This window comes from Bacillus sp. YKCMOAS1 (genome assembly GCF_030268125.1).
GTDB lineage: Bacteria > Bacillota > Bacilli > Bacillales > Bacillaceae > Bacillus > Bacillus safensis.
This window is the reverse complement of record NZ_BSEI01000006.1, coordinates 1-18908: the sequence shown is the minus strand read 5'-3', so window position 1 is coordinate 18908 and position 18908 is coordinate 1. Positions and strand designations below refer to the sequence as shown.

General features: G+C 41.9%; 18 protein-coding genes, 1 pseudogene and 1 CRISPR repeat array. Of the genes and pseudogenes, 14 read left to right on the top strand and 5 right to left on the bottom strand.

What is annotated here, in order from left to right; genetic code table 11:
- Positions 1–367 precede the first annotated feature (367 nt).
- Positions 368–1127: a CRISPR direct-repeat array (repeat unit 32 nt; unit sequence GTCGCACTCTACATGAGTGCGTGGATTGAAAT).
- Between the two features lie 136 nt (positions 1128–1263).
- Positions 1264–2244: a metal-dependent hydrolase gene (locus QSJ46_RS16650; protein WP_285605038.1), complete on the bottom strand. Its 981-nt coding sequence runs from the start codon at positions 2242–2244 to the stop codon at positions 1264–1266.
- 191 nt (positions 2245–2435) lie between these two features.
- Between QSJ46_RS16650 and mutY the strand changes: the two genes are divergently transcribed.
- A complete protein-coding gene (mutY, locus tag QSJ46_RS16645) occupies positions 2436–3536 on the top strand; it encodes an A/G-specific adenine glycosylase (RefSeq protein WP_106025906.1) in 1101 nt (366 codons plus the stop codon).
- Here the strand turns inward: mutY and QSJ46_RS16640 are convergent.
- Positions 3523–3747, bottom strand: a complete 225-nt coding sequence (locus tag QSJ46_RS16640; RefSeq protein WP_003217808.1) for a hypothetical protein — start codon at positions 3745–3747, stop codon at positions 3523–3525. The two genes, mutY and QSJ46_RS16640, sit on opposite strands and share 14 nt — an antisense overlap.
- 81 nt (positions 3748–3828) lie before the next feature.
- On the opposite strand from QSJ46_RS16640, the gene fabL reads away from it, so the two are divergent.
- From fabL to QSJ46_RS16590, 10 genes and pseudogenes are all read left to right on the top strand, one after another.
- Positions 3829–4581: an enoyl-[acyl-carrier-protein] reductase FabL gene (fabL, locus tag QSJ46_RS16635; protein ID WP_024425211.1), complete on the top strand. Its 753-nt coding sequence runs from the start codon at positions 3829–3831 to the stop codon at positions 4579–4581.
- A gap of 75 nt (positions 4582–4656) precedes the next feature.
- Positions 4657–4806 (top strand): annotated as a pseudogene (locus tag QSJ46_RS16630) (gamma-type small acid-soluble spore protein); the annotation flags it as partial.
- Positions 4807–4980: 174 nt separating this feature from the next.
- The gene (locus QSJ46_RS16625) at positions 4981–5241 is read left to right on the top strand and encodes a YgaB family protein (protein ID WP_039177303.1); all 261 of its coding nucleotides are present in this window, start codon (positions 4981–4983) and stop codon (positions 5239–5241) included.
- Positions 5242–5388: 147 nt separating this feature from the next.
- Positions 5389–5919 carry a nucleoside tri-diphosphate phosphatase gene (gene ntdP, locus QSJ46_RS16620; protein ID WP_024425209.1) on the top strand — a complete coding sequence of 177 codons (531 nt, stop codon included), beginning with the start codon at positions 5389–5391 and terminating at the stop codon, positions 5917–5919.
- A gap of 95 nt (positions 5920–6014) precedes the next feature.
- Complete coding sequence (locus QSJ46_RS16615) at positions 6015–7757, top strand: ABC transporter ATP-binding protein (protein ID WP_099663068.1); 1743 nt, start codon at positions 6015–6017, stop codon at positions 7755–7757.
- A gap of 112 nt (positions 7758–7869) precedes the next feature.
- On the top strand, positions 7870–8892 hold the full coding sequence (locus QSJ46_RS16610; RefSeq protein WP_106025907.1) for an ABC transporter ATP-binding protein: 1023 nt from the start codon (positions 7870–7872) through the stop codon (positions 8890–8892).
- The gene (locus QSJ46_RS16605; protein WP_081258403.1) at positions 8861–9838 is read left to right on the top strand and encodes an ABC transporter ATP-binding protein; all 978 of its coding nucleotides are present in this window, start codon (positions 8861–8863) and stop codon (positions 9836–9838) included. Before QSJ46_RS16610 ends, QSJ46_RS16605 begins: the two co-directional genes overlap by 32 nt.
- Positions 9813–11399, top strand: coding sequence for an ABC transporter substrate-binding protein (locus tag QSJ46_RS16600; RefSeq protein ID WP_285605037.1), 1587 nt, complete (start codon positions 9813–9815; stop codon positions 11397–11399). Before QSJ46_RS16605 ends, QSJ46_RS16600 begins: the two co-directional genes overlap by 26 nt.
- A gap of 61 nt (positions 11400–11460) precedes the next feature.
- A complete protein-coding gene (locus QSJ46_RS16595; protein ID WP_041087395.1) occupies positions 11461–12462 on the top strand; it encodes an ABC transporter permease in 1002 nt (333 codons plus the stop codon).
- A gap of 17 nt (positions 12463–12479) precedes the next feature.
- Positions 12480–13376 carry an ABC transporter permease gene (locus tag QSJ46_RS16590; protein WP_048240058.1) on the top strand — a complete coding sequence of 299 codons (897 nt, stop codon included), beginning with the start codon at positions 12480–12482 and terminating at the stop codon, positions 13374–13376.
- Positions 13377–13420: 44 nt separating this feature from the next.
- Here QSJ46_RS16590 and QSJ46_RS16585 read toward each other — a convergent pair whose 3' ends face one another.
- Together QSJ46_RS16585 and QSJ46_RS16580 are read right to left on the bottom strand one after the other, a co-directional pair.
- Positions 13421–14494, bottom strand: a complete 1074-nt coding sequence (locus QSJ46_RS16585) for an FUSC family protein (protein WP_024425203.1) — start codon at positions 14492–14494, stop codon at positions 13421–13423.
- A 247-nt stretch (positions 14495–14741) separates the two neighbouring features.
- Entirely contained in the window at positions 14742–16037 is a 1296-nt protein-coding gene (locus tag QSJ46_RS16580; RefSeq protein ID WP_285605036.1) for a glutamate-1-semialdehyde 2,1-aminomutase, read from the bottom strand.
- Positions 16038–16166: 129 nt separating this feature from the next.
- Here QSJ46_RS16580 and bcp point away from each other — a divergent pair, with 129 nt between their 5' ends.
- Together bcp and perR are read left to right on the top strand one after the other, a co-directional pair.
- Positions 16167–16634: a thioredoxin-dependent thiol peroxidase gene (gene bcp, locus QSJ46_RS16575; protein WP_285605035.1), complete on the top strand. Its 468-nt coding sequence runs from the start codon at positions 16167–16169 to the stop codon at positions 16632–16634.
- 157 nt (positions 16635–16791) lie between these two features.
- A complete protein-coding gene (gene perR / locus QSJ46_RS16570; RefSeq protein WP_003217782.1) occupies positions 16792–17229 on the top strand; it encodes a peroxide-responsive transcriptional repressor PerR in 438 nt (145 codons plus the stop codon).
- A 36-nt stretch (positions 17230–17265) separates the two neighbouring features.
- On the opposite strand, the gene QSJ46_RS16565 is transcribed toward perR, so the two are convergent.
- On the bottom strand, positions 17266–17613 hold the full coding sequence (locus QSJ46_RS16565) for a YgzB family protein (protein WP_047203845.1): 348 nt from the start codon (positions 17611–17613) through the stop codon (positions 17266–17268).
- 188 nt (positions 17614–17801) lie between these two features.
- Here QSJ46_RS16565 and QSJ46_RS16560 point away from each other — a divergent pair, with 188 nt between their 5' ends.
- Positions 17802–18680 carry a nucleotidyltransferase-like protein gene (locus QSJ46_RS16560; RefSeq protein ID WP_047203844.1) on the top strand — a complete coding sequence of 293 codons (879 nt, stop codon included), beginning with the start codon at positions 17802–17804 and terminating at the stop codon, positions 18678–18680.
- The last annotated feature ends 228 nt before the right edge of the window (positions 18681–18908 follow it).

Below are 18908 nucleotides of genomic sequence, written 5' to 3'. Positions count from 1 at the left end.
TGGGTTGAAATCTGAAGCGTCGCTGACTTTTTTGGTCAAAATAGGTCGCACTCTACGTGAGTGGGTGGATTAATAATTGCGAAAACATAACCCTGCCTCCTGCCTCAGTAGTCATGAATCTAAGTGAATTCAATTGTTGCTGAAATATAAAGAAGTATGATTAACAAGTTTCAATAGATTTCATACTAAGAAAAAGTCGGTGCGAATGTGAGGTGAACATAAAATCCCTGGAACATTCGCACCGTTTTATTCGACAAAAATGAGAAAAAATGTATATTTTTTAGGGGTGAAAACAAAATTCTATATAGAAACTTAAGGATTTTGACGATCATTCCCTAAAAAATGTTATAATTAGGGCGGAAATCGCAGTCGCACTCTACATGAGTGCGTGGATTGAAATATCTTAGCTCAAAAATTAATGATGAAGCATGACGTCGCACTCTACATGAGTGCGTGGATTGAAATGATTATCTCTTGCCAAATAAACAAAGTATACTAGTCGCACTCTACATGAGTGCGTGGATTGAAATAATTAATTCATCCTTTGTTTAAATAAGACCTCCTAGTCGCACTCTACATGAGTGCGTGGATTGAAATTGGTATAGTAACAAGTGCTAATGAATATTTGGAGTCGCACTCTACATGAGTGCGTGGATTGAAATATCAATTTTTTTATAACCAACTACTTCGGCCAACAGTCGCACTCTACATGAGTGCGTGGATTGAAATCCACTCTTTCTGCTTTTCTATGAAGTCGTTCGGTTGTCGCACTCTACATGAGTGCGTGGATTGAAATTCATTCGCTGTAATTGCAGCCGCAGCAGTGTTAGCGTGTCGCACTCTACATGAGTGCGTGGATTGAAATTCGATTCCTTTTTATCAATCGCAGGCAATTCACGTCGCACTCTACATGAGTGCGTGGATTGAAATATGAACCTTGCAAAAGAAAAAGGCATTAAAGGGGTCGCACTCTACATGAGTGCGTGGATTGAAATATTTATATTCATAGCTCCAATTCGTTCCATAATTGTCGCACTCTACATGAGTGCGTGGATTGAAATTCGTTTGGATGGACGAAAAGGACAGGTTCAAATAGTCGCACTCAACATGAGTGCATGGATTGAAATGGTGAATGGTGGGAAAAGACAGGAAAGCCTGGTATCGCACTCAACATAAGTGCATAGTTCACAGTTTCTGCGAATTACATAAATTCAAATATCTATCCACCTAAATCCAAGCTCTACACAACAAAAAAAGACTCGCTCACACAGAGCCGAGTCTTAATTTTTTTTGCAGTTTTTCTTCACTGAAAATCCAGCCGGTATAGGAATTTTTGATTTGGTGGTCCATGTCGATATGGCAGATCGCGACAAAAGGATAATGACCTTTGCTGCGGTAGCGTAAATCAATGAACCGTATCTCATAATGATCCTTGTATTTATCCACTTCCCACCGGTAGACAGGGGAGAAGGAGAGAAAGGCTGAAATATTTTCATCTTGCTTAGCAATTTTCATAATTTCAGTATCAGGGACCGGCACTCGGTTAAAGGTGTCTAAAATGACGACTTCTCCATTCATGCTGCGCCCAACATGGAAAGAGGATTTACATTTCACGGCAATGCGCCATTGTCTGAACTTCATTGTAGGCGAAATGATAATCTCTTCAATTTCATCGAATCGTGCACGCAGTTGACGTTTAATTTGTAGCTGCATAATGACCCTGACGATATAGTAACAGAAAATCACCGCATACAGCGTAATAAACGTATAGCCGGGATGTCCGCCAATCGCCCAAACGACTATGGCGACAAGGTGTGTAAAAAAGATAAACGGATCAAACGTATTAATGATCCCTAGCGCTACCCACTTCTTCGAAAATGGACGAATGGCCTGCGTACCGTATGCGTTGAAAATATCAACAAACACATGAAGCACAACAGCTAATAGTGTCCATAACCAAAGGTGAAGTAAATTCGCCCCCGGCACAAATGGAAAAATCACAGCCGGAATCAGCAATGACCAAAACAGTACAGCCGGAATGGAATGTGTAAATCCTCGGTGATTTCTTATATAAACCGCATTATTTTTTAGTTTTAGCACAGTATCAATGTCTGGTGCTTGGGAGCCGGCGATGGTCGCGATCATCACGGCGTGTGCCATGTGTGGATCTGCGCTGACGGCTGGATCTAAAAGTGCAAGTCCCCCAAGAGAAATGCCCATTACTACATGAGTACCAGTGTCCAATTGATTACCTCCTAGTTGTCATGCTTAGGAACAATCATACAAAGTATACGTCTCCAATCAAGACTATGTGCAAAATCACTTTTGCTTTATCCCGATTTAATGTAACATGTTAACGTATCTACAAACAGTATACAACAAATAAGGTTCTATTCAGAACGTTAGCCCTCGGTCCAATGAGAAGGAGTATAGATATGAAAGACATTCAAGAAAAGCTGGACCGCAAAGATATTGCGGGCTTTCAGCATGATTTAATTGATTGGTATGAAAAAGAACAACGAACATTGCCATGGCGTGAAAATCAAGATCCATACCGCGTCTGGGTATCAGAAGTGATGCTTCAGCAAACGAGAGTGGATACAGTCATTCCGTATTTCAACCGGTTTATGGAGCAATTCCCTACGGTGAAGGATCTCGCTTTAGCTGATGAAGAAAAGGTCATGAAAGCATGGGAAGGTCTTGGCTACTACTCAAGAGTGCGTAATTTACAGGCAGCTGTGAAAGAAGTATATGAATCCTACGGGGGTGTTGTCCCTAATACGAAAGAGCAATTTTCAAAGCTCAAAGGTGTAGGCCCGTATACGAGCGGCGCAGTGCTGAGTATCGCCTATAACAAGCCGTATCCTGCGGTAGACGGCAACGTGATGAGGGTCATTTCTCGTATTTTGTCCGTATGGGATGATATTGCAAAACCAAAAACGAGAAATATTTTCGAATTTGCGGTCGATCAGCTCATTTCCCGGGAAAAGCCGTCAGAATTCAATCAAGGGCTGATGGAGCTTGGTGCGCTCATTTGCACTCCAACTTCCCCTGCCTGCCTCATTTGCCCTGTGAACATGCATTGTTCGGCACTCGAGGAAGGCGTTCAGCATGAGCTCCCAGTGAAAAGCAAAAAGAAAAAGCCGACTGCAAAATCAATGGCAGCAGCGGTGTTATTTGATGACGCAGGCAACCTATATATTCATAAGCGGCCAAGTACAGGCCTCCTTGCGAATTTATGGGAATTCCCTAACATGGAAACCATGAAGGGAAGAAAAACGGAAAAAGAGCAGCTGATTGATTTCTTAAAAGAGGAGGCGGGTGTACAAGCGGAGCTTGGTGATTTAGAAGGCACCATTCAGCATGTATTTACCCACCTCATCTGGAATATTTCTGTTTTCTTTGGACGAGTTACCTCTGTATCTGATGACATGATGCTGAAAAAAGTCACAACAGAAGAATTTGAGGCGTATGCTTTGCCAGTCTCACACCAAAAAATTTGGAAACTGGCACTTGAGCAGCCTAGTCGTATTTAACCGTTGTACCGTGGGTATAATCAGCTTCATTTCGGTGCAGACCCCCGCGGTCTTCGATTTCAGAAATGATTTCTCGATACTTAGATTGCCCTTCTTCGTTCAAATAAGGTAAAATTTGTTGGAAAGCATGATGAAAGTAAGCAAGCTCAGTATCTTTCCATTGATCCTTGGACATCATGCCAAGCTGGCTTAAATCGCGTCCGACATACATGAATGTAACCTCCTAATAGGAACTTTCCTATTAGTGTGAAGCGAATGAACGAAAACTATTCAAATCAGGAGATGAACCATAATGAGTCAACGTAAATGTGCATTAATTACAGGAAGCAGCAGAGGAGTAGGGAAAGAAGTGGCCCTTCGCCTCGCTGAAAAAGGATATGACATTGTCATTAACTATGCGAGAAGCAAAAAAGCCGCACTTGAAACAGCGGAAGAAATTGAAGCGATGGGCGTTAAAACATTGGTTGTTAAAGCCAATGTTGGCCAGCCTGAGAAAATCAAAGACATGTTTCAGCAAATTGACGAAACCTTTGGCCGTTTAGATGTATTTGTGAACAACGCGGCATCAGGGGTTCAGCGTCCAATTATGGACCTTGAAGAAAATCATTGGGATTGGACGATGAATATCAATGCGAAAGCTTTGTTATTCTGCGGACAAGAAGCGGCGAAACTAATGGAGAAAAACGGGGGCGGACATATCGTCAGTATTAGCTCTCTTGGCTCTATCCGCTACCTTGAAAATTACACAGTAGTCGGTGTATCAAAAGCAGCACTAGAAGCTTTAACACGTTACCTTTCAGTGGAGCTTTCACAAAAAAATATCGTCGTCAACGCTGTATCAGGCGGCGCGATCGATACAGATGCACTTAAGCACTTCCCGAACCGTGAAGAGCTTTTAGAAGATGCGAAGAAAAACACACCTGCCGGCCGAATGGTGGAAATTAAAGACATGGTCGACAGCGTGGAATTCCTTGTATCAGGCAAAGCAGACATGATTAGAGGCCAGACGATTATTGTCGATGGCGGACGTTCTTTGCTTGTTTAAAAAATTCATGAATAGGATGTACACCTTCTGCACAAATTAATGTGCGTGGAGGTGATAATGATGGATCAACAACAAAACAAAACAAACGCACAACAAGTGAAGAAACAAAACCAAGCTGCTGCACAAGGTGGTCAATACGGCACTGAATTTGCTAGCGAGACTGACGCACAGCATGTAAAAAAATACAACCAAAAAGCTGAGCAAAACAAACAACAAAACAGCTAATCACTGAAACAAAGGAAAGCACTTCATATACGAATGAAGTGCTTTTCTTTTTGCCTCGCACCACCATCCGACAAAACCTGTAAAACCTCTACATAAACAGTCAAAGGATTTCCTCCTTCTTTCAAGAAATGGTATACATACAAAAAGTGGATTAGATGAAAAGGGAGGAGTTAGATGTCTGATTTCGATCAGCTTGTAAAAGAACAAATGCAGCTCATGGATCAGCTGCTCGACGTGCAGGGAGAACTCGATCTATGCTTAGAAACAGAAAAACAATTGCTGCAGGATGAAAAAAAAGAAGAGTGGCATAGGCTTTGTGATCAGATCAAACAGAAACGTGAGGAACTGCAAAAAGTGCAAACCTTATTTACAAAACAGACAGAAGAGGTCATCAATTCATATAAACAGATGGAAAAGAGTTCTAGCGTGATGTAAATCAGTGTGCCGTTCAATTGGGTTGAATGGCTTTTTCATTTCATTTTTTAATGATGTAACGGTATAATATAATAGAGACATGTTTAGTTGGGAAATTAGGTCTTTGGACTGTTAGGTTTGTTTGTTATAGAAAGTAGGGGAGAAAATATGGGCTATCCCAAGGAAGGAGAAACCATCCAAATTCAAAGCTATAAACATAATGGCTTGATCCACAGGATTTGGAATGAAACCACCATTCTGAAAGCAACGGAATTGTGTATCATTGGTGCAAACGACCGTACAATGGTGACTGAATCCGACGGCCGTACTTGGATGACGAGAGAACCGGCTATTTGCTATTTCCATGCAAAACAATGGTTTAATGTAATTGGGATGCTTAGAGATGATGGGGTATATTACTACTGCAACATCAGCTCTCCTTTTGCGACAGATGATGAGGCAATTAAGTATATTGATTACGATTTAGACGTCAAAGTCTTTCCAGACATGACGTACAATATTTTGGATGAGGACGAATATGCAGATCATAAGAGGCAGATGAATTATCCAAAAGAAATCGATAGTATCTTAAGAGAGCATCTAAATACATTACTGCATTGGATTCACCAGCGGAAAGGTCCGTTTGCTCCTGAATTTGTGGATATGTGGTATGAACGTTTTTTACATTATACAAAATAAGCAAGAGCATCAAAAAACCTGTTTGGCTTTTTAGGCTAACAGGTTTTTGACTGCGTACGGATAAGAGGCACTGATAGATTGGGAAGGAGATTTACATGGGGGTCATTAAACGCTACATGGCTTTTGTAACACCGTATAAAAAACAGATTGCATTGACAATGGTCATCGGGATGATTAAATTCTCGATTCCGTTAACATTGCCTCTGCTTTTAAAGTATGTCATTGATGATGTCATTCAAGGCTCGGGGTCGCCTGAAGAAAAGACATCAACTCTACTGATCATAATGGGAATCATGCTCGTATTATTTTTAGTGATGAGGCCGCCTGTTGAATACTATAGACAATACTACGCGCAGTGGACAGGCAGTAAAGTATTGTTTGATATTCGGGAGAAGCTGTTCTCGCATATTCAAAAGCTAAGTCTTCGTTATTATGCCAACACGAGAACAGGAGAAATTATTTCAAGAGTGATCAACGATGTGGAGCAGACAAAGGAATTTGTTATCACAGGTCTCATGAACATTTGGCTGGATATGATGACTGTACTGATCGTGATCGCCATTATGTGTACACTGGATCTGAAGCTCACGATCGTGTCTGTCATTATTTTTCCACTATACGCGTTTGCAGTAAAGTATTTTTACGGACGGCTGCGCAAGCTGACAAAAGAGCGGTCACAGGCGCTGGCTGAAGTGCAAGGACACCTGCATGAGCGGGTACAAGGAATGCCGGTCATTCGCAGCTTTGCGATTGAAGAATATGAACAAGAGAATTTTCATGATGAAAACAAAAATTTCTTAAACAAAGCAATCAACCATACGAATTGGAACGCCAAAACATTTGCTGTCGTCAATACCATCACCGACATTGCGCCGCTGTTAATCATTGCATTTGCGGGCTACACAGTAATTAACGGATCGCTGTCGATCGGGACCATGATCGCCTTTGTCGGCTATATTGACCGGATGTACAATCCGATTCGCCGTCTCATTAACTCATCTACGACGTTAACCCAGTCCGTTGCGTCAATGGATCGGATCTTTGAGTTTATTGATGAGCCATATGAGGTCACAGACCGGCCGAATGCAAAAGAAGCCAATCATTTAAAAGGAGAGGTCGAGTTTAAAAATGTGTCGTTTCGTTATGAACACACGCAGGAAGAGATTCTGCACAATATCTCCTTAAAAGTAGAAAAAGGACAAACGGTTGCCCTTGTAGGAATGAGTGGCGGAGGAAAATCGACACTCGTCAGCTTAATTCCAAGGTTTTATGATGTCACAAACGGGTCACTTGAAATTGACGGCATTGATATAAAAGAGTACAAAGCAAGAAGTCTTCGAAATCAAGTCGGAATGGTGCTGCAGGATACATTCCTATTCAGTGACACGATTAAAGAAAATATTGCGGTTGGTGACCCTGAAGCACCTTTTGAAAAAATCGTGTCGGCTGCAAAAGCGGCAAATGCGCATGATTTTATTATGTCTCTTCCTGAAGGATATGACACGAAAGTAGGAGAACGGGGCGTAAAGCTGTCAGGCGGACAAAAACAGCGGATTTCGATTGCAAGGGTATTTCTAAAAAATCCACCGCTGTTGATTTTAGATGAAGCAACGTCTGCACTTGATTTAGAAAGTGAGCATTACATTCAAGAAGCGATGCAAAAGCTGGCGAAGGATCGCACAACTTTTATTGTCGCACACCGCTTATCAACCATTACACACGCTGACCAAATTGTGGTCATGGAACAAGGCGAAATAGTGGAAAAAGGAACACACGAAGAATTAATGAACCAAGACAGTCACTATCGTCATTTATTTACCATTCAAACATTAAATTAGTAGAAGCCTATCCGATTCTAGCGGATAGGCTTTTTTATGCTTGTCAAAAACATGACATATTTCCCAGCTTGTCTCAATACAATTTTAAAAAGTATGACGGGGTGGTGAATATGTGAAAGAACAAGACGTGCTGCTAGATGTCAAACAGCTGTCCATTGCGTTTCAGCAGAAAAAGCAAAAAGTGCCCATCGTCCATCACATATCGTTCTCGATACAAAAAGGGGAAACGTTAGGAATTGTGGGCGAATCTGGCTGCGGGAAAAGCATCACAAGCATGTCATTGATGGGTCTGAATCAGCAAACCGATACAACGGGCGAGGTTCATTTCGAAGGGCAAAATCTGCTGTCACTTTCAGAGAAACAGTGGCGAGAGATAAGAGGAAATGACATTTCGATGATTTTCCAAGAGCCCATGACTTCTCTGAATCCATTAATGACCATCGGCAAACAAATGACGGAAGCCCTTTTCACACATCAATCAATCGGTCAAAAAGAAGCAAAAGCGAAGGCGATTGATCTGCTTCAAACAGTTGGGTTGAAGCAAGCAGAATCGCTGCTGAAAAAATATCCACATGAATTATCAGGCGGTATGCGCCAGCGTGTGATGATTGCAATGGCAATGCTTTGTCACCCAAAACTCATGATCGCTGATGAACCGACAACTGCACTTGATGTCACCATCCAAGCGCAAATCCTTCGTCTACTCAAAAAGCTGAACGAAGAGATGGACACAGCTATTTTATTTATAACCCACGATCTAGGCGTCGTGCGGCAAATATGCCAGCGAGTCATGATTATGTATGCCGGTCGAATTGTAGAAGAAGGAACCGTTGACCGTATTTTTCAAAAACCTCTGCATCCCTACACGAAAGGTCTTTTCGCCTCAGTTCCATCGTTTAAAGAGAAAAAAGAAAAACTCATCTCTATTGCAGGTCATGTGCCTAAGCCAGGTGCCATCCGGTCCGGCTGTCAATTTGCACCACGCTGCCCATATCAAATGGCGCAATGTCTTGAAAAAGATCCAGCCTTACAATCTATTGAACAGAATCACCGCGTGGCATGTTTTCTAATGGAAGGAGGAGAAGACACTGAGTCACCCACTTTTGCAAGTGAATCAGCTGACAAAACGGTATGACACAGCTGCTTTTTTTTCTAAACATAAACAATTGACTTTGGCTTTAAATCAAGTCTCCTTTCACGTGAAGGAAGGAGAAACGCTTGGCATTGTTGGTGAATCAGGCTGCGGGAAATCAACACTTGGCAAAAGCTTGATGAGATTGACTGAACCGACGTCAGGCTCTATTCAATTAAAAGGGCAGGAGATCACCCTTCTGAAAGAACGAGACATGCGTTCCTTAAGAAAAGATATTCAAATGATCTTTCAAGATCCTTATGCTTCTTTAAATCCGAGAATGAAAATCAAAGATATTTTAGAGGAACCGCTGATTGTTCATCATCATGGGACGAAAGCAGAAAGACGGAAACGGGTTAAAGAGATGCTGCACATTGTTGGATTTGATCCTTCCTACGGGGAACGTTATGCGCACCAATTCAGCGGCGGACAAAGGCAGCGTATTGGCATTGCTAGAGCGCTCATTACGCACCCAAGTCTTGTCATTGCCGATGAACCAGTTTCGGCTTTAGATGTATCCGTTCAAGCGCAAATTTTGAATTTGATGCTTGAATTACAAAAGACGCTTTCTCTGACGTATCTATTTATTTCTCACGACCTTGGGGTTGTCAGATATATGAGCGACCGGATCGCCGTCATGTATGCTGGGCGCATTGTCGAGATGGGGCCTGCCGAAGAGGTGTTTCACAGCCCGCTTCATCCCTATACGTCGCTGCTTCTGAAATCCATTCCACATATGGATCACGTACTAGAGTCGCAAGATGTGGCAGCAGAAGAGACCACAATGGCGGAACGCGGCGGCTGTCCTTTCTACAAAAGGTGTCCAAAAAGATGGGAGAAATGCCTGAAAGCCGTTCCTGCTTTGCATGAGAAGGAATCGGGACATGCGGCTGCATGTTATTTATATCAAAAGGAGGAACACAATGAAGAAGACATGGTTATTCAGTAGTTTCATTTTTGTGCTGGTACTGGCGCTCTTTTTAGGGGGATGCTCGTCTTCACCGACATCGGAAGAAAAGGCAACAAAAGATACCCTCGTATTTGGCAGAGGGGGAGATTCCACTTCACTAGATCCAATCACAACGACAGAAGGTGAAACCTTCAAGGTCACAGAGAATATATTTGAAAAGCTTTTGAATTACGGTGAGAAAGATATAACCATCCATCCTGGCCTCGCAACAGAATGGGATGTTGCAAAGGACGGAAAATCATACACGTTCTACTTAAGAGAAGGTGTGAAATTTCACGATGGCACAGATTTTAACGCAGAAGCAGTGAAATTCAACTTTGACCGCTGGATGAATGGAGACGCAGAAAAGTTCCCTTACTATGGCATGTTTGGCGGCTATAAAAAAGATAAAGGGCATGTCATTAAAGACATCATCGTCAAAGGCGAGCATGAAATTGAATTTCAGCTAAAGCGCCCGCAGGCGACATTCCTTAAAAACATCGCTATGTCACCATTTGGCATTGCCAGTCCAGCGGCTGTTGAAAAAAGCGGTGATTCATTTAGAGAAAATCCGGTGGGGACAGGACCATTCAAGTTTAAAGAGTGGAAGCAAAACGACCGTATCGTGTTAGAAAAGAATGAGGATTATTGGCAGAAGGATAAACCAAAGCTGAATCAAATCATCTTTCGCTCCATTCCAGAAAACTCTGCTCGTTTAAATGCCCTTAAAACAGGCGAGATCGACTTAATGGATGGCGTGAATCCGTCAGATTTAGATGGCATTAAAACCGACAAAGCACTCCAGCTCATTGAAAGACCATCGATGAACGTAGGCTATATCGGTCTGACCGTCACAAGAAAGCCGCTTGATAACAAGCTCGTTCGTCAGGCACTCAATTATGCGGTTGATAAAGAATCGATTATTGAGTCATTTTATGGCGGACTTGCTGAGCCAGCAAAAAATCCATTGCCGCCAGCTTTAGAAGGCTACAATGATGACATTGAGCCATATCCGTATGATCCAGAAAAAGCGAAAGAACTATTAAAAGAAGCGGGCTTCCCTGACGGCTTTCGCATCAAGCTTTGGGCAATGCCTGTACCACGTCCATACATGCCAGATGGGATGAAGGTAGCAGAAGTCATTCAGTCAAATTTTGAAAAAGTCGGCGTCAAAGCAGAAATTGTGACATATGACTGGGCGACCTATTTAGATAAAGCAAGTAAAGGGGAAGCAGATGTGTTCTTATTAGGCTGGACAGGGGACAATGGCGATCCAGATAATTTCATTTACACACTGCTGGACAAAGATAGCATTGGCGGTAACAACTATACATTCTTCGAAAACGATAAAATGCATGACATTCTCATTGAAGCGCAAACAGACACAGATCAAAAGAAACGAAATGAGCTGTATAAAAAAGCGCAGGAAATCATTCATGACGAAGCGCCTTGGATTCCATTGGTGCATTCAATCCCAATGCTTGCTGCATCTAATGATTTAAAAGGCTACCAGCCGCATCCAACTGGTTCAGAGGCTTTGACTGACGTGTATTTCGAATAAGCAAATAAGGGAGATCTTGTATCTCCCTTATTCAAACAAAGATGAAGGCGGTGAAAGCTGTTTGTTTGCTTATTGTATGAAGCGGGCAGGAATGCTCATCCCAGTACTGATCGGAATGACATTGGTCGTGTTTTCAATTATTCGTTTTATACCTGGAAATCCAGCGCAGGTCATCTTAGGACAGCGGGCAACGAAAGAGGCAGTAGAACAATTAACGATCCAGCTCGGTTTAGATCAGCCATGGTACGTTCAATACGGTCATTATATGCTTGGCCTTTTAAAAGGGGATTTAGGGACTTCTATTCGAACAGGAGCGGCTATTGCCCAGGAAATGAAGCCTTACTTATTTGCGACGTTAGAATTGACCTTTTTTGCCATGGTGCTGGCGATTGTCGTGGGAGTGAATGCCGGAATCATTAGTGCTTGGTTTAAGCATTCTTTCTTTGATTATGCCGCGATGTTTATTGCACTTATCGGAGTGTCCATGCCGATTTTCTGGTTAGGCTTAATGGGGCAGTGGCTGTTCTCGATCGAATTAGGTATTTTGCCGACAACGGGCCGAGAAGACGTAAGGAATCCAGTCGAATCGATTACGTATATTCATACGCTGGACACGCTTTTGCAAGGCCGGTTTGATCAATTCGCTGACAGTATCAAGCATTTGATCTTACCAAGTACAGCACTCGCGACAATCCCTGCAGCGATTATTGCGAGAATTACAAGGGCAAGTATGCTGGAAGTGCTTCATTCAGATTTTATTCGAACAGCAAAAGCAAAAGGGGTACGTTCATTGTTCATCATTTATCAGCATGGTCTGAAAAATGCGCTCATTCCGATCTTGACGATTATTGGTCTTCAGACAGGCCTCTTACTTGGTGGAGCGATTTTAACAGAAACCATTTTTGCTTGGCCGGGAATTGGCCGGTATATATATGACGCCATCAGTTATCGTGATTACCCAGTCATTCAAACAGGCATTCTCGTCGTTGCGCTCATATTTGTCCTGATCAATTTCATTGTGGACATCTTGTATGCGGTTATTGATCCAAGGATTAAATATTAGGGAAGGAGAGTGACAATATGGAAGCACAAAAAGAGCTTGACCCACCTCAGCCAAAAGATGAACGCCCTCAATCATTGATTCTTGAATCAATGAAACAGTTCTTTCAGCATAAGCTGGCGGTCATTGGCAGTGTGATTGTCTTTTTATTTCTCATCCTAGCGATCTTTGCACCGCTCATTGCTCCTTATGGAATCAATGAACAATCACTTGGTGAGCGATTTAGTGCCCCCTCAGCTGCACACTGGTTTGGTACAGATGATTTCGGTAGAGATATCTTTTCAAGAGTTGTGCATGGAGCACGGATTTCCTTATGGGTCGGTTTCTTCTCGGTTCTCGGGTCTGTCATTTTAGGCACACTGCTTGGATTGATAGCTGGCTATGGCGGAAGAGTGCTAGATGCTGTGATCTCGAGATTGTTTGATATTTTACTTGCTTTTCCTAGCATTCTCTTAGCGATTGCTATTGTCTCCATCCTAGGCCCCTCCTTACAAAATGCCCTTATTGCCATTGCGATTATTAATGTCCCAACTTTTGGACGGCTCGTTCGTTCAAAAGTGCTGAGTATTAAACAAGAAGAATACGTGCTGGCAGCAAAGGCGGTTGGGATGTCACACCGCCGCATCGTGCTGCGCCACATTCTGCCAAATAGTATGGTGCCGGTCATCGTACAGGCGACGCTAGCGATCGGAACGGCAATTATTGAGGCAGCGGCTTTAGGCTTTTTAGGATTGGGTGCACAGGCGCCAAGTCCAGAATGGGGAAAAATGCTCGCCGACGCGAGACCTTATCTCGTTCAAGCCCCTTGGACATTATTCTTCCCAGGGATAGCAATCATGCTGACGGTTCTAGGCTTTAACCTGATGGGAGATGGATTAAGAGATACACTAGATCCTAAAATGAAGAAAATAAAATAAAATAAAATAAAATAAGACCGATTCTAGGAATCGGTCTTTTCTGTTTATGCTTCTTTTTCCTCTGTCTCAATCTCACTATCTTTTGGGTGATACGTCTGGAAGCTTGTAATCAATGTATCTAAATGCTCTAATTCATCACGGTATTCGATGATGCTGGACATGACATTCAGCATATTGTAATCGAGCAGGTCATTTTCTTGGTTTTGCTGATGCTGAATAAATGATTTCGTTAACGTCTCAAGGCGAAGAGAGCATTCATTTTGAAATTCATCATCCTGCGGCTTCATTTTTCCGACGAATTTCATCAAGGTGCGCTCATGCCAATACAGTAAATAATCAATTTCATCCGTTAAGCTTTCCCTGAAATGCTCAGGCATCAAATGAATTTCATTTTCTAATTTATGAAGCTTTTTCAGCAAATACAACGCGCGATTTGATGTCATAATGGCCTGCCTGAACAAAACAAGCTTTCTTGATTTGACATAGGTTGTTTTCTTTAAATAGCTTCGTTCCTCTTTGTATAACAAGTAAATGTGATCTAATTTGATCATGCGTTCTTTTATTTGATCGATGTCATCCTTTAAAGTGGAATGATCAGTAGACTGTCTGGAGGTCAGACGGATCCATTTTAAAATCTCCTCCGTATTTTCCATAATGTGATGAACAAGCTTTGTTTCATACTTTGGCGGCAGGAAGATTAAATTCACTAAAAAGGAAGAAAGAACTCCTAACACCACAGTAGCTGTTCGAATTAAGGCAAAGGAAAGGAAATGATCCCCTGCACTTTCTAAAATCGCGATGACGGTTACAAGTGCAATCGGAATGGTGTGTTCAATCTTCAGTTTTAAATTAATGGCGATGACCATGACGGCCGTTAAACCGATAATGACTGGTCCTGTGCCAAAAAGCAGACCGAACGTAATGGCAAGTGCTGCTCCAATAATATTGGCTTGCACTTGATCAACAATGGTTAAAAAAGATCGATAAATAGATGGCTGGATAGCAAATACAGCTGCAATTCCGGCGAAGACGGGCGTTGGCAACCCAAGCCATGTTGCCAGGTAAAGCGCGAGTACAATGGCAATACCAGTTTTTAAAATACGGGCTCCAAGTTTCATTGGTTTTGTCCCTGCATTCCTTTCTTTTCGATAATAGATGATCACTCGTCATTTATCATTCATATTTTGATGAAACAACTAAGTAATATACAGCGGTCTTCCGAAATATTCAAGTGATTTTTGAAAGTTCATGAAAACATCAAAAGAAGGTATTGAGAAGAAATGTAACAGATTCGCACGCTTTTGACAAACAAGAGCTGGTCAATAAAAAAACAGGCGCATGTTTTTACGCCTGTTTTGGACTTCATTATGATTGTTTCAGCTGTGCAAACGCATGATCTACTGCTTGCAGCGTCTCAGAAATATCTTTTTCAGTATGTGCGATCGTTAAGAACCAAGCCTCATATTTAGAAGGAGCGAGGTTAATGCCTTGCGCGAGCATTAATTTGAAGAAACGGGCAAACATTTCGCCATCCGTATTTTCAGCCTGCTCGTAGTTCACAATCGTTTCTGTTGTGAAATAAATTGTGAGAGCGCCTTTTAAGCGATTCACTGTAATATCTACTTGATGCTTTTTGGCATGGGCTAAAATGCCTTCTTCTAATATAGCGCCAAGCTGATCAAGACGTTCGTAAACGCCGTCTTCTTTTAAAACTTCCAAGCAGGCAATACCTGAAAGAATGGATGCAGGATTTCCTGCCATTGTGCCAGCTTGATAGGCTGGTCCAAGCGGAGCAACTTGTTCCATAATTTCTTTTTTACCGCCGTAAGCACCGATAGGAAGTCCGCCGCCAATAATTTTTCCTAATGCAGTAAGGTCAGGTTTTACTTGAAGCAAGTCCTGTGCACCGCCATACATAAAGCGGAAAGCGGTAATGACTTCATCATAAATTACCAGTGCGCCTTTTTCATGTGTGAGGTCATTGACCTGCTGCAGGAAACCGTCCTTAGGTTCCACGATGCCGAAGTTCCCGACAATTGGCTCGACAAGGACAGCAGCTACTTCATCGCCCCAGCGATCTAATGCTTCTTTATAGCTGTCAATATCATTAAATGGAACGGTAATGACTTCATTGGCGATACTCTTTGGTACACCCGCAGAATCAGGTGTTCCTAAAGTGGAAGGACCAGAGCCAGCTGCCACTAGCACAAGATCAGAGTGGCCATGATAGCATCCGGCAAACTTAATGATTTTTGTTCTGCCTGTATATGCGCGTGCCACTCGAATAGTTGTCATCACTGCTTCGGTACCTGAATTGACAAAACGAACTTTGTCCAAAGCAGGCATGGCTTCCTTCAGCATTTTAGCAAAAGTGACTTCATGCTTCGTTGGTGTTCCGTAAAGGACACCTGTTTCAGCCGCTTTCGTGATGGCTTTTGTAATATGCGGGTGGGCGTGTCCTGTAATAATTGGACCGTATGCTGCTAGATAGTCGATATAGCGGTTTCCGTCAACATCCCAAAAATAAGCGCCTTCTCCTCTTTCCATCGCAACGGGTGAACCGCCGCCTACTGCCTTATATGAACGAGACGGGCTGTTGACACCTCCAACAATGTGCTCCAGCGCCTCTTGATGTAATTTTTCTGATTCTGTGAATTTCATAATTAGCCTCCTATCTCAACGTATCACGTCGTCTATCATTATTTTAACATGCCGATGCAAGCGTCCTTAGTTGAATATCCTCTCAAAATTGGATAGGCTAATTAAAAAATAGGTTGGAGGGATTGTGTCATGACAATCGAAGTAGGGCAGCAAGTACCTGACATTGAATTAACCGGTGACAATGGGGAGAAAGTAAAGCTTTCTGATTTTAAAGGAAAACATATTGTTCTTTATTTCTATCCAAAAGATATGACACCAGGCTGTACAACAGAAGCATGTGATTTCCGCGACCGCCATCAAAGCTTTGCAGAACTAGATGCTGTCATTATCGGCGTAAGCCCAGACAGTCAGGACAAGCACCGAAAGTTTAAAGAAAAACATGATTTGCCGTTCCTGCTTCTTGTAGACGATGAACAGAAATTGTCTGAAGCCTTTGGCGTATGGAAGCTGAAAAAGAACTTTGGCAAAGAATATATGGGAATCGAGCGTTCAACGTTTCTTATTAATAAAGAAGGCACGCTTGTGAAAGAATGGCGAAAAGTAAAGGTAAAAGACCACGTAGAGGAAGCGCTTGAGGAATTGAAAGCTCACGCTTAATATCCTAACAGGATGAGATCGGCAGTCATGCCGGTCTTTTTTGTAAAGAAGAATAGGTAAAAAAGAGGATTGTAATTGACAAAGTTTCGGCTCTGGGGGTACACTATTTATAAAGATTATAATATAAGAATATTTTTGAAGAGAGGTGCATGATGAAATGGCTGCTCACGAACTAAAAGACGCTTTAGATGCTCTAAAAGAAACCGGTGTTCGAATTACTCCGCAGCGCCATGCCATCTTGGAGTTTCTCGTAAATTCTATGACTCACCCAACCGCAGACGATATATATAAAGCACTTGAAGGAAAATTTCCAAATATGAGTGTCGCAACGGTTTACAACAATTTACGAGTCTTCCGGGAATCTGGATTAGTAAAGGAATTAACGTATGGTGATTCCTCAAGCCGATTTGATTTTGCGACATCTGACCACTACCATGCGATTTGTGAAAACTGCGGAAAAATCGTGGACTTTCACTATCCTGGCCTTGATGAAGTTGAACAGCTTGCATCCCATGTGACGGGCTTTACAGTTAGTCATCATCGCTTGGAGATCTATGGAACTTGTCAAGAATGTGCGAAAAAAGAAAATCATTAATGAAAAAAGCTGACCGGTTAAATGGTCAGCTTATTTTTATGACTTTTTTCGATTGTAGGATTCGTCAAACTCTTTACCTTCTAATGTTGGATCAAGTGTAAGCGGCTCCCTGCAATGCATGCACATGTCCACACGCCCAAGCACTTTTGTTTCTTTCTCACAGCCTGGACAAACGACTCGTACTGCCTTCGTAGAAAGCATACCAATCCAAAAGTAAACGGCTGTACTTAATCCAATCGATAAGACGCCGAGCAGCATAAAGAAAGTAGACAGCCAGATCGATTCCTTGAAGAACACACCGATATACATGATCAGAAAGCCAACAAAAACCAAACTAAGTGCAAATGTTCTGATTTTATTAATCTTACTGGAGTATTTCGCCATCCCTAGTCCCCCTTATCTCCAATATAGCACATTTTACCTTTCCGTTTGAATTGTTATAGAGTTTTGTGAATAAATTGCTTATAATGATTCAATGATCTTTTTTCATGTATTGAAGGAATTTTGATTCTATGAGGAGAAATACATAGCATTAGAGAAGAACTTTACACCCGAGTATTGGAGGAATCACTATGGAAAATCTTCTCCGTCCTATTTATCAAGAGAGAGCAAGCCATCCAGATACATTAGCTGTGATTATAGTAGAAAGAAGACATAAAGTATCTTCTGAGACGGATAACTTTGATGCAGCACTTTTAGTCATCGTAAAAGAAGCGGAAGAGCCGGTATTTATCAAACACTATGAATCCGATCACCAAACAGCTTCTTTAAACGTTGTCACAGATGATCAACTGAAGGAATGGATTACCCTCGGTACTAACCGCCGAATCATCGATTGGATTTTGAATGGCAAAGTCCTGTTTGATCGAAATGAATATATCTTCAACTTAATTGATGAACTAAGTACATTCCCGTTTTCAAACCGCAAGCTCAAAATCGGTTTAGAATATGGCAAGCTCATTCGCAGATATATAGAAGGAAAAGCATTTTTTGAGTCAAATCAATTCCTTGATGCATATAATTCCATTGTGCATGCCCTGCATCACTTAGCACGTATTGAAGTAATTGATAAAGGCTTCCACCCAGAAGTGACCGTTTGGAACCAAGTGCGTCATATGGAGCCGGAAGTATACAAACTTTATTCAGAACTGATTGAAAGCCATGAAAGTCTGCATAAGCGTTTGGAACTTTTATTTTTAGCAAATGATTTTTTGATCCATTCAAAAGCAGAAATTGGTGCCGCTCATTTACGTCATGTCATGGAACAGAAGGATATATGGCTTTTTGGTGAGCTTCTTGCACACCCTGATCTAAAGTATTTCACGCCTGACCTTAGCGTGATGATTGATTTCTTTGTGGAAAAAGGAATTGTTCAAGTGGATCCGATTGAGACAAAAGGACAAAAAATCTATCATCGAGGATATTTTGTGAAAAAAGATATTGACGCATGAATATTATGATGGTATATTATTAAACGTCGCTAACGAGCAACTGAGTTGCTTTGAAAGAAAAGCTGACAAAAAGAAATTCTAAAAACACTTGACGCACACGGCGCTCAAATGTTATATTAAGAAAGTCGCCTCTGAGCGATAACGAACATGATCTTTGAAAACTAAACAAGACAAAACGTACCTGTTAATTCGAGTTTTTATAAAAAAATCCTATGATACTTCATAGGT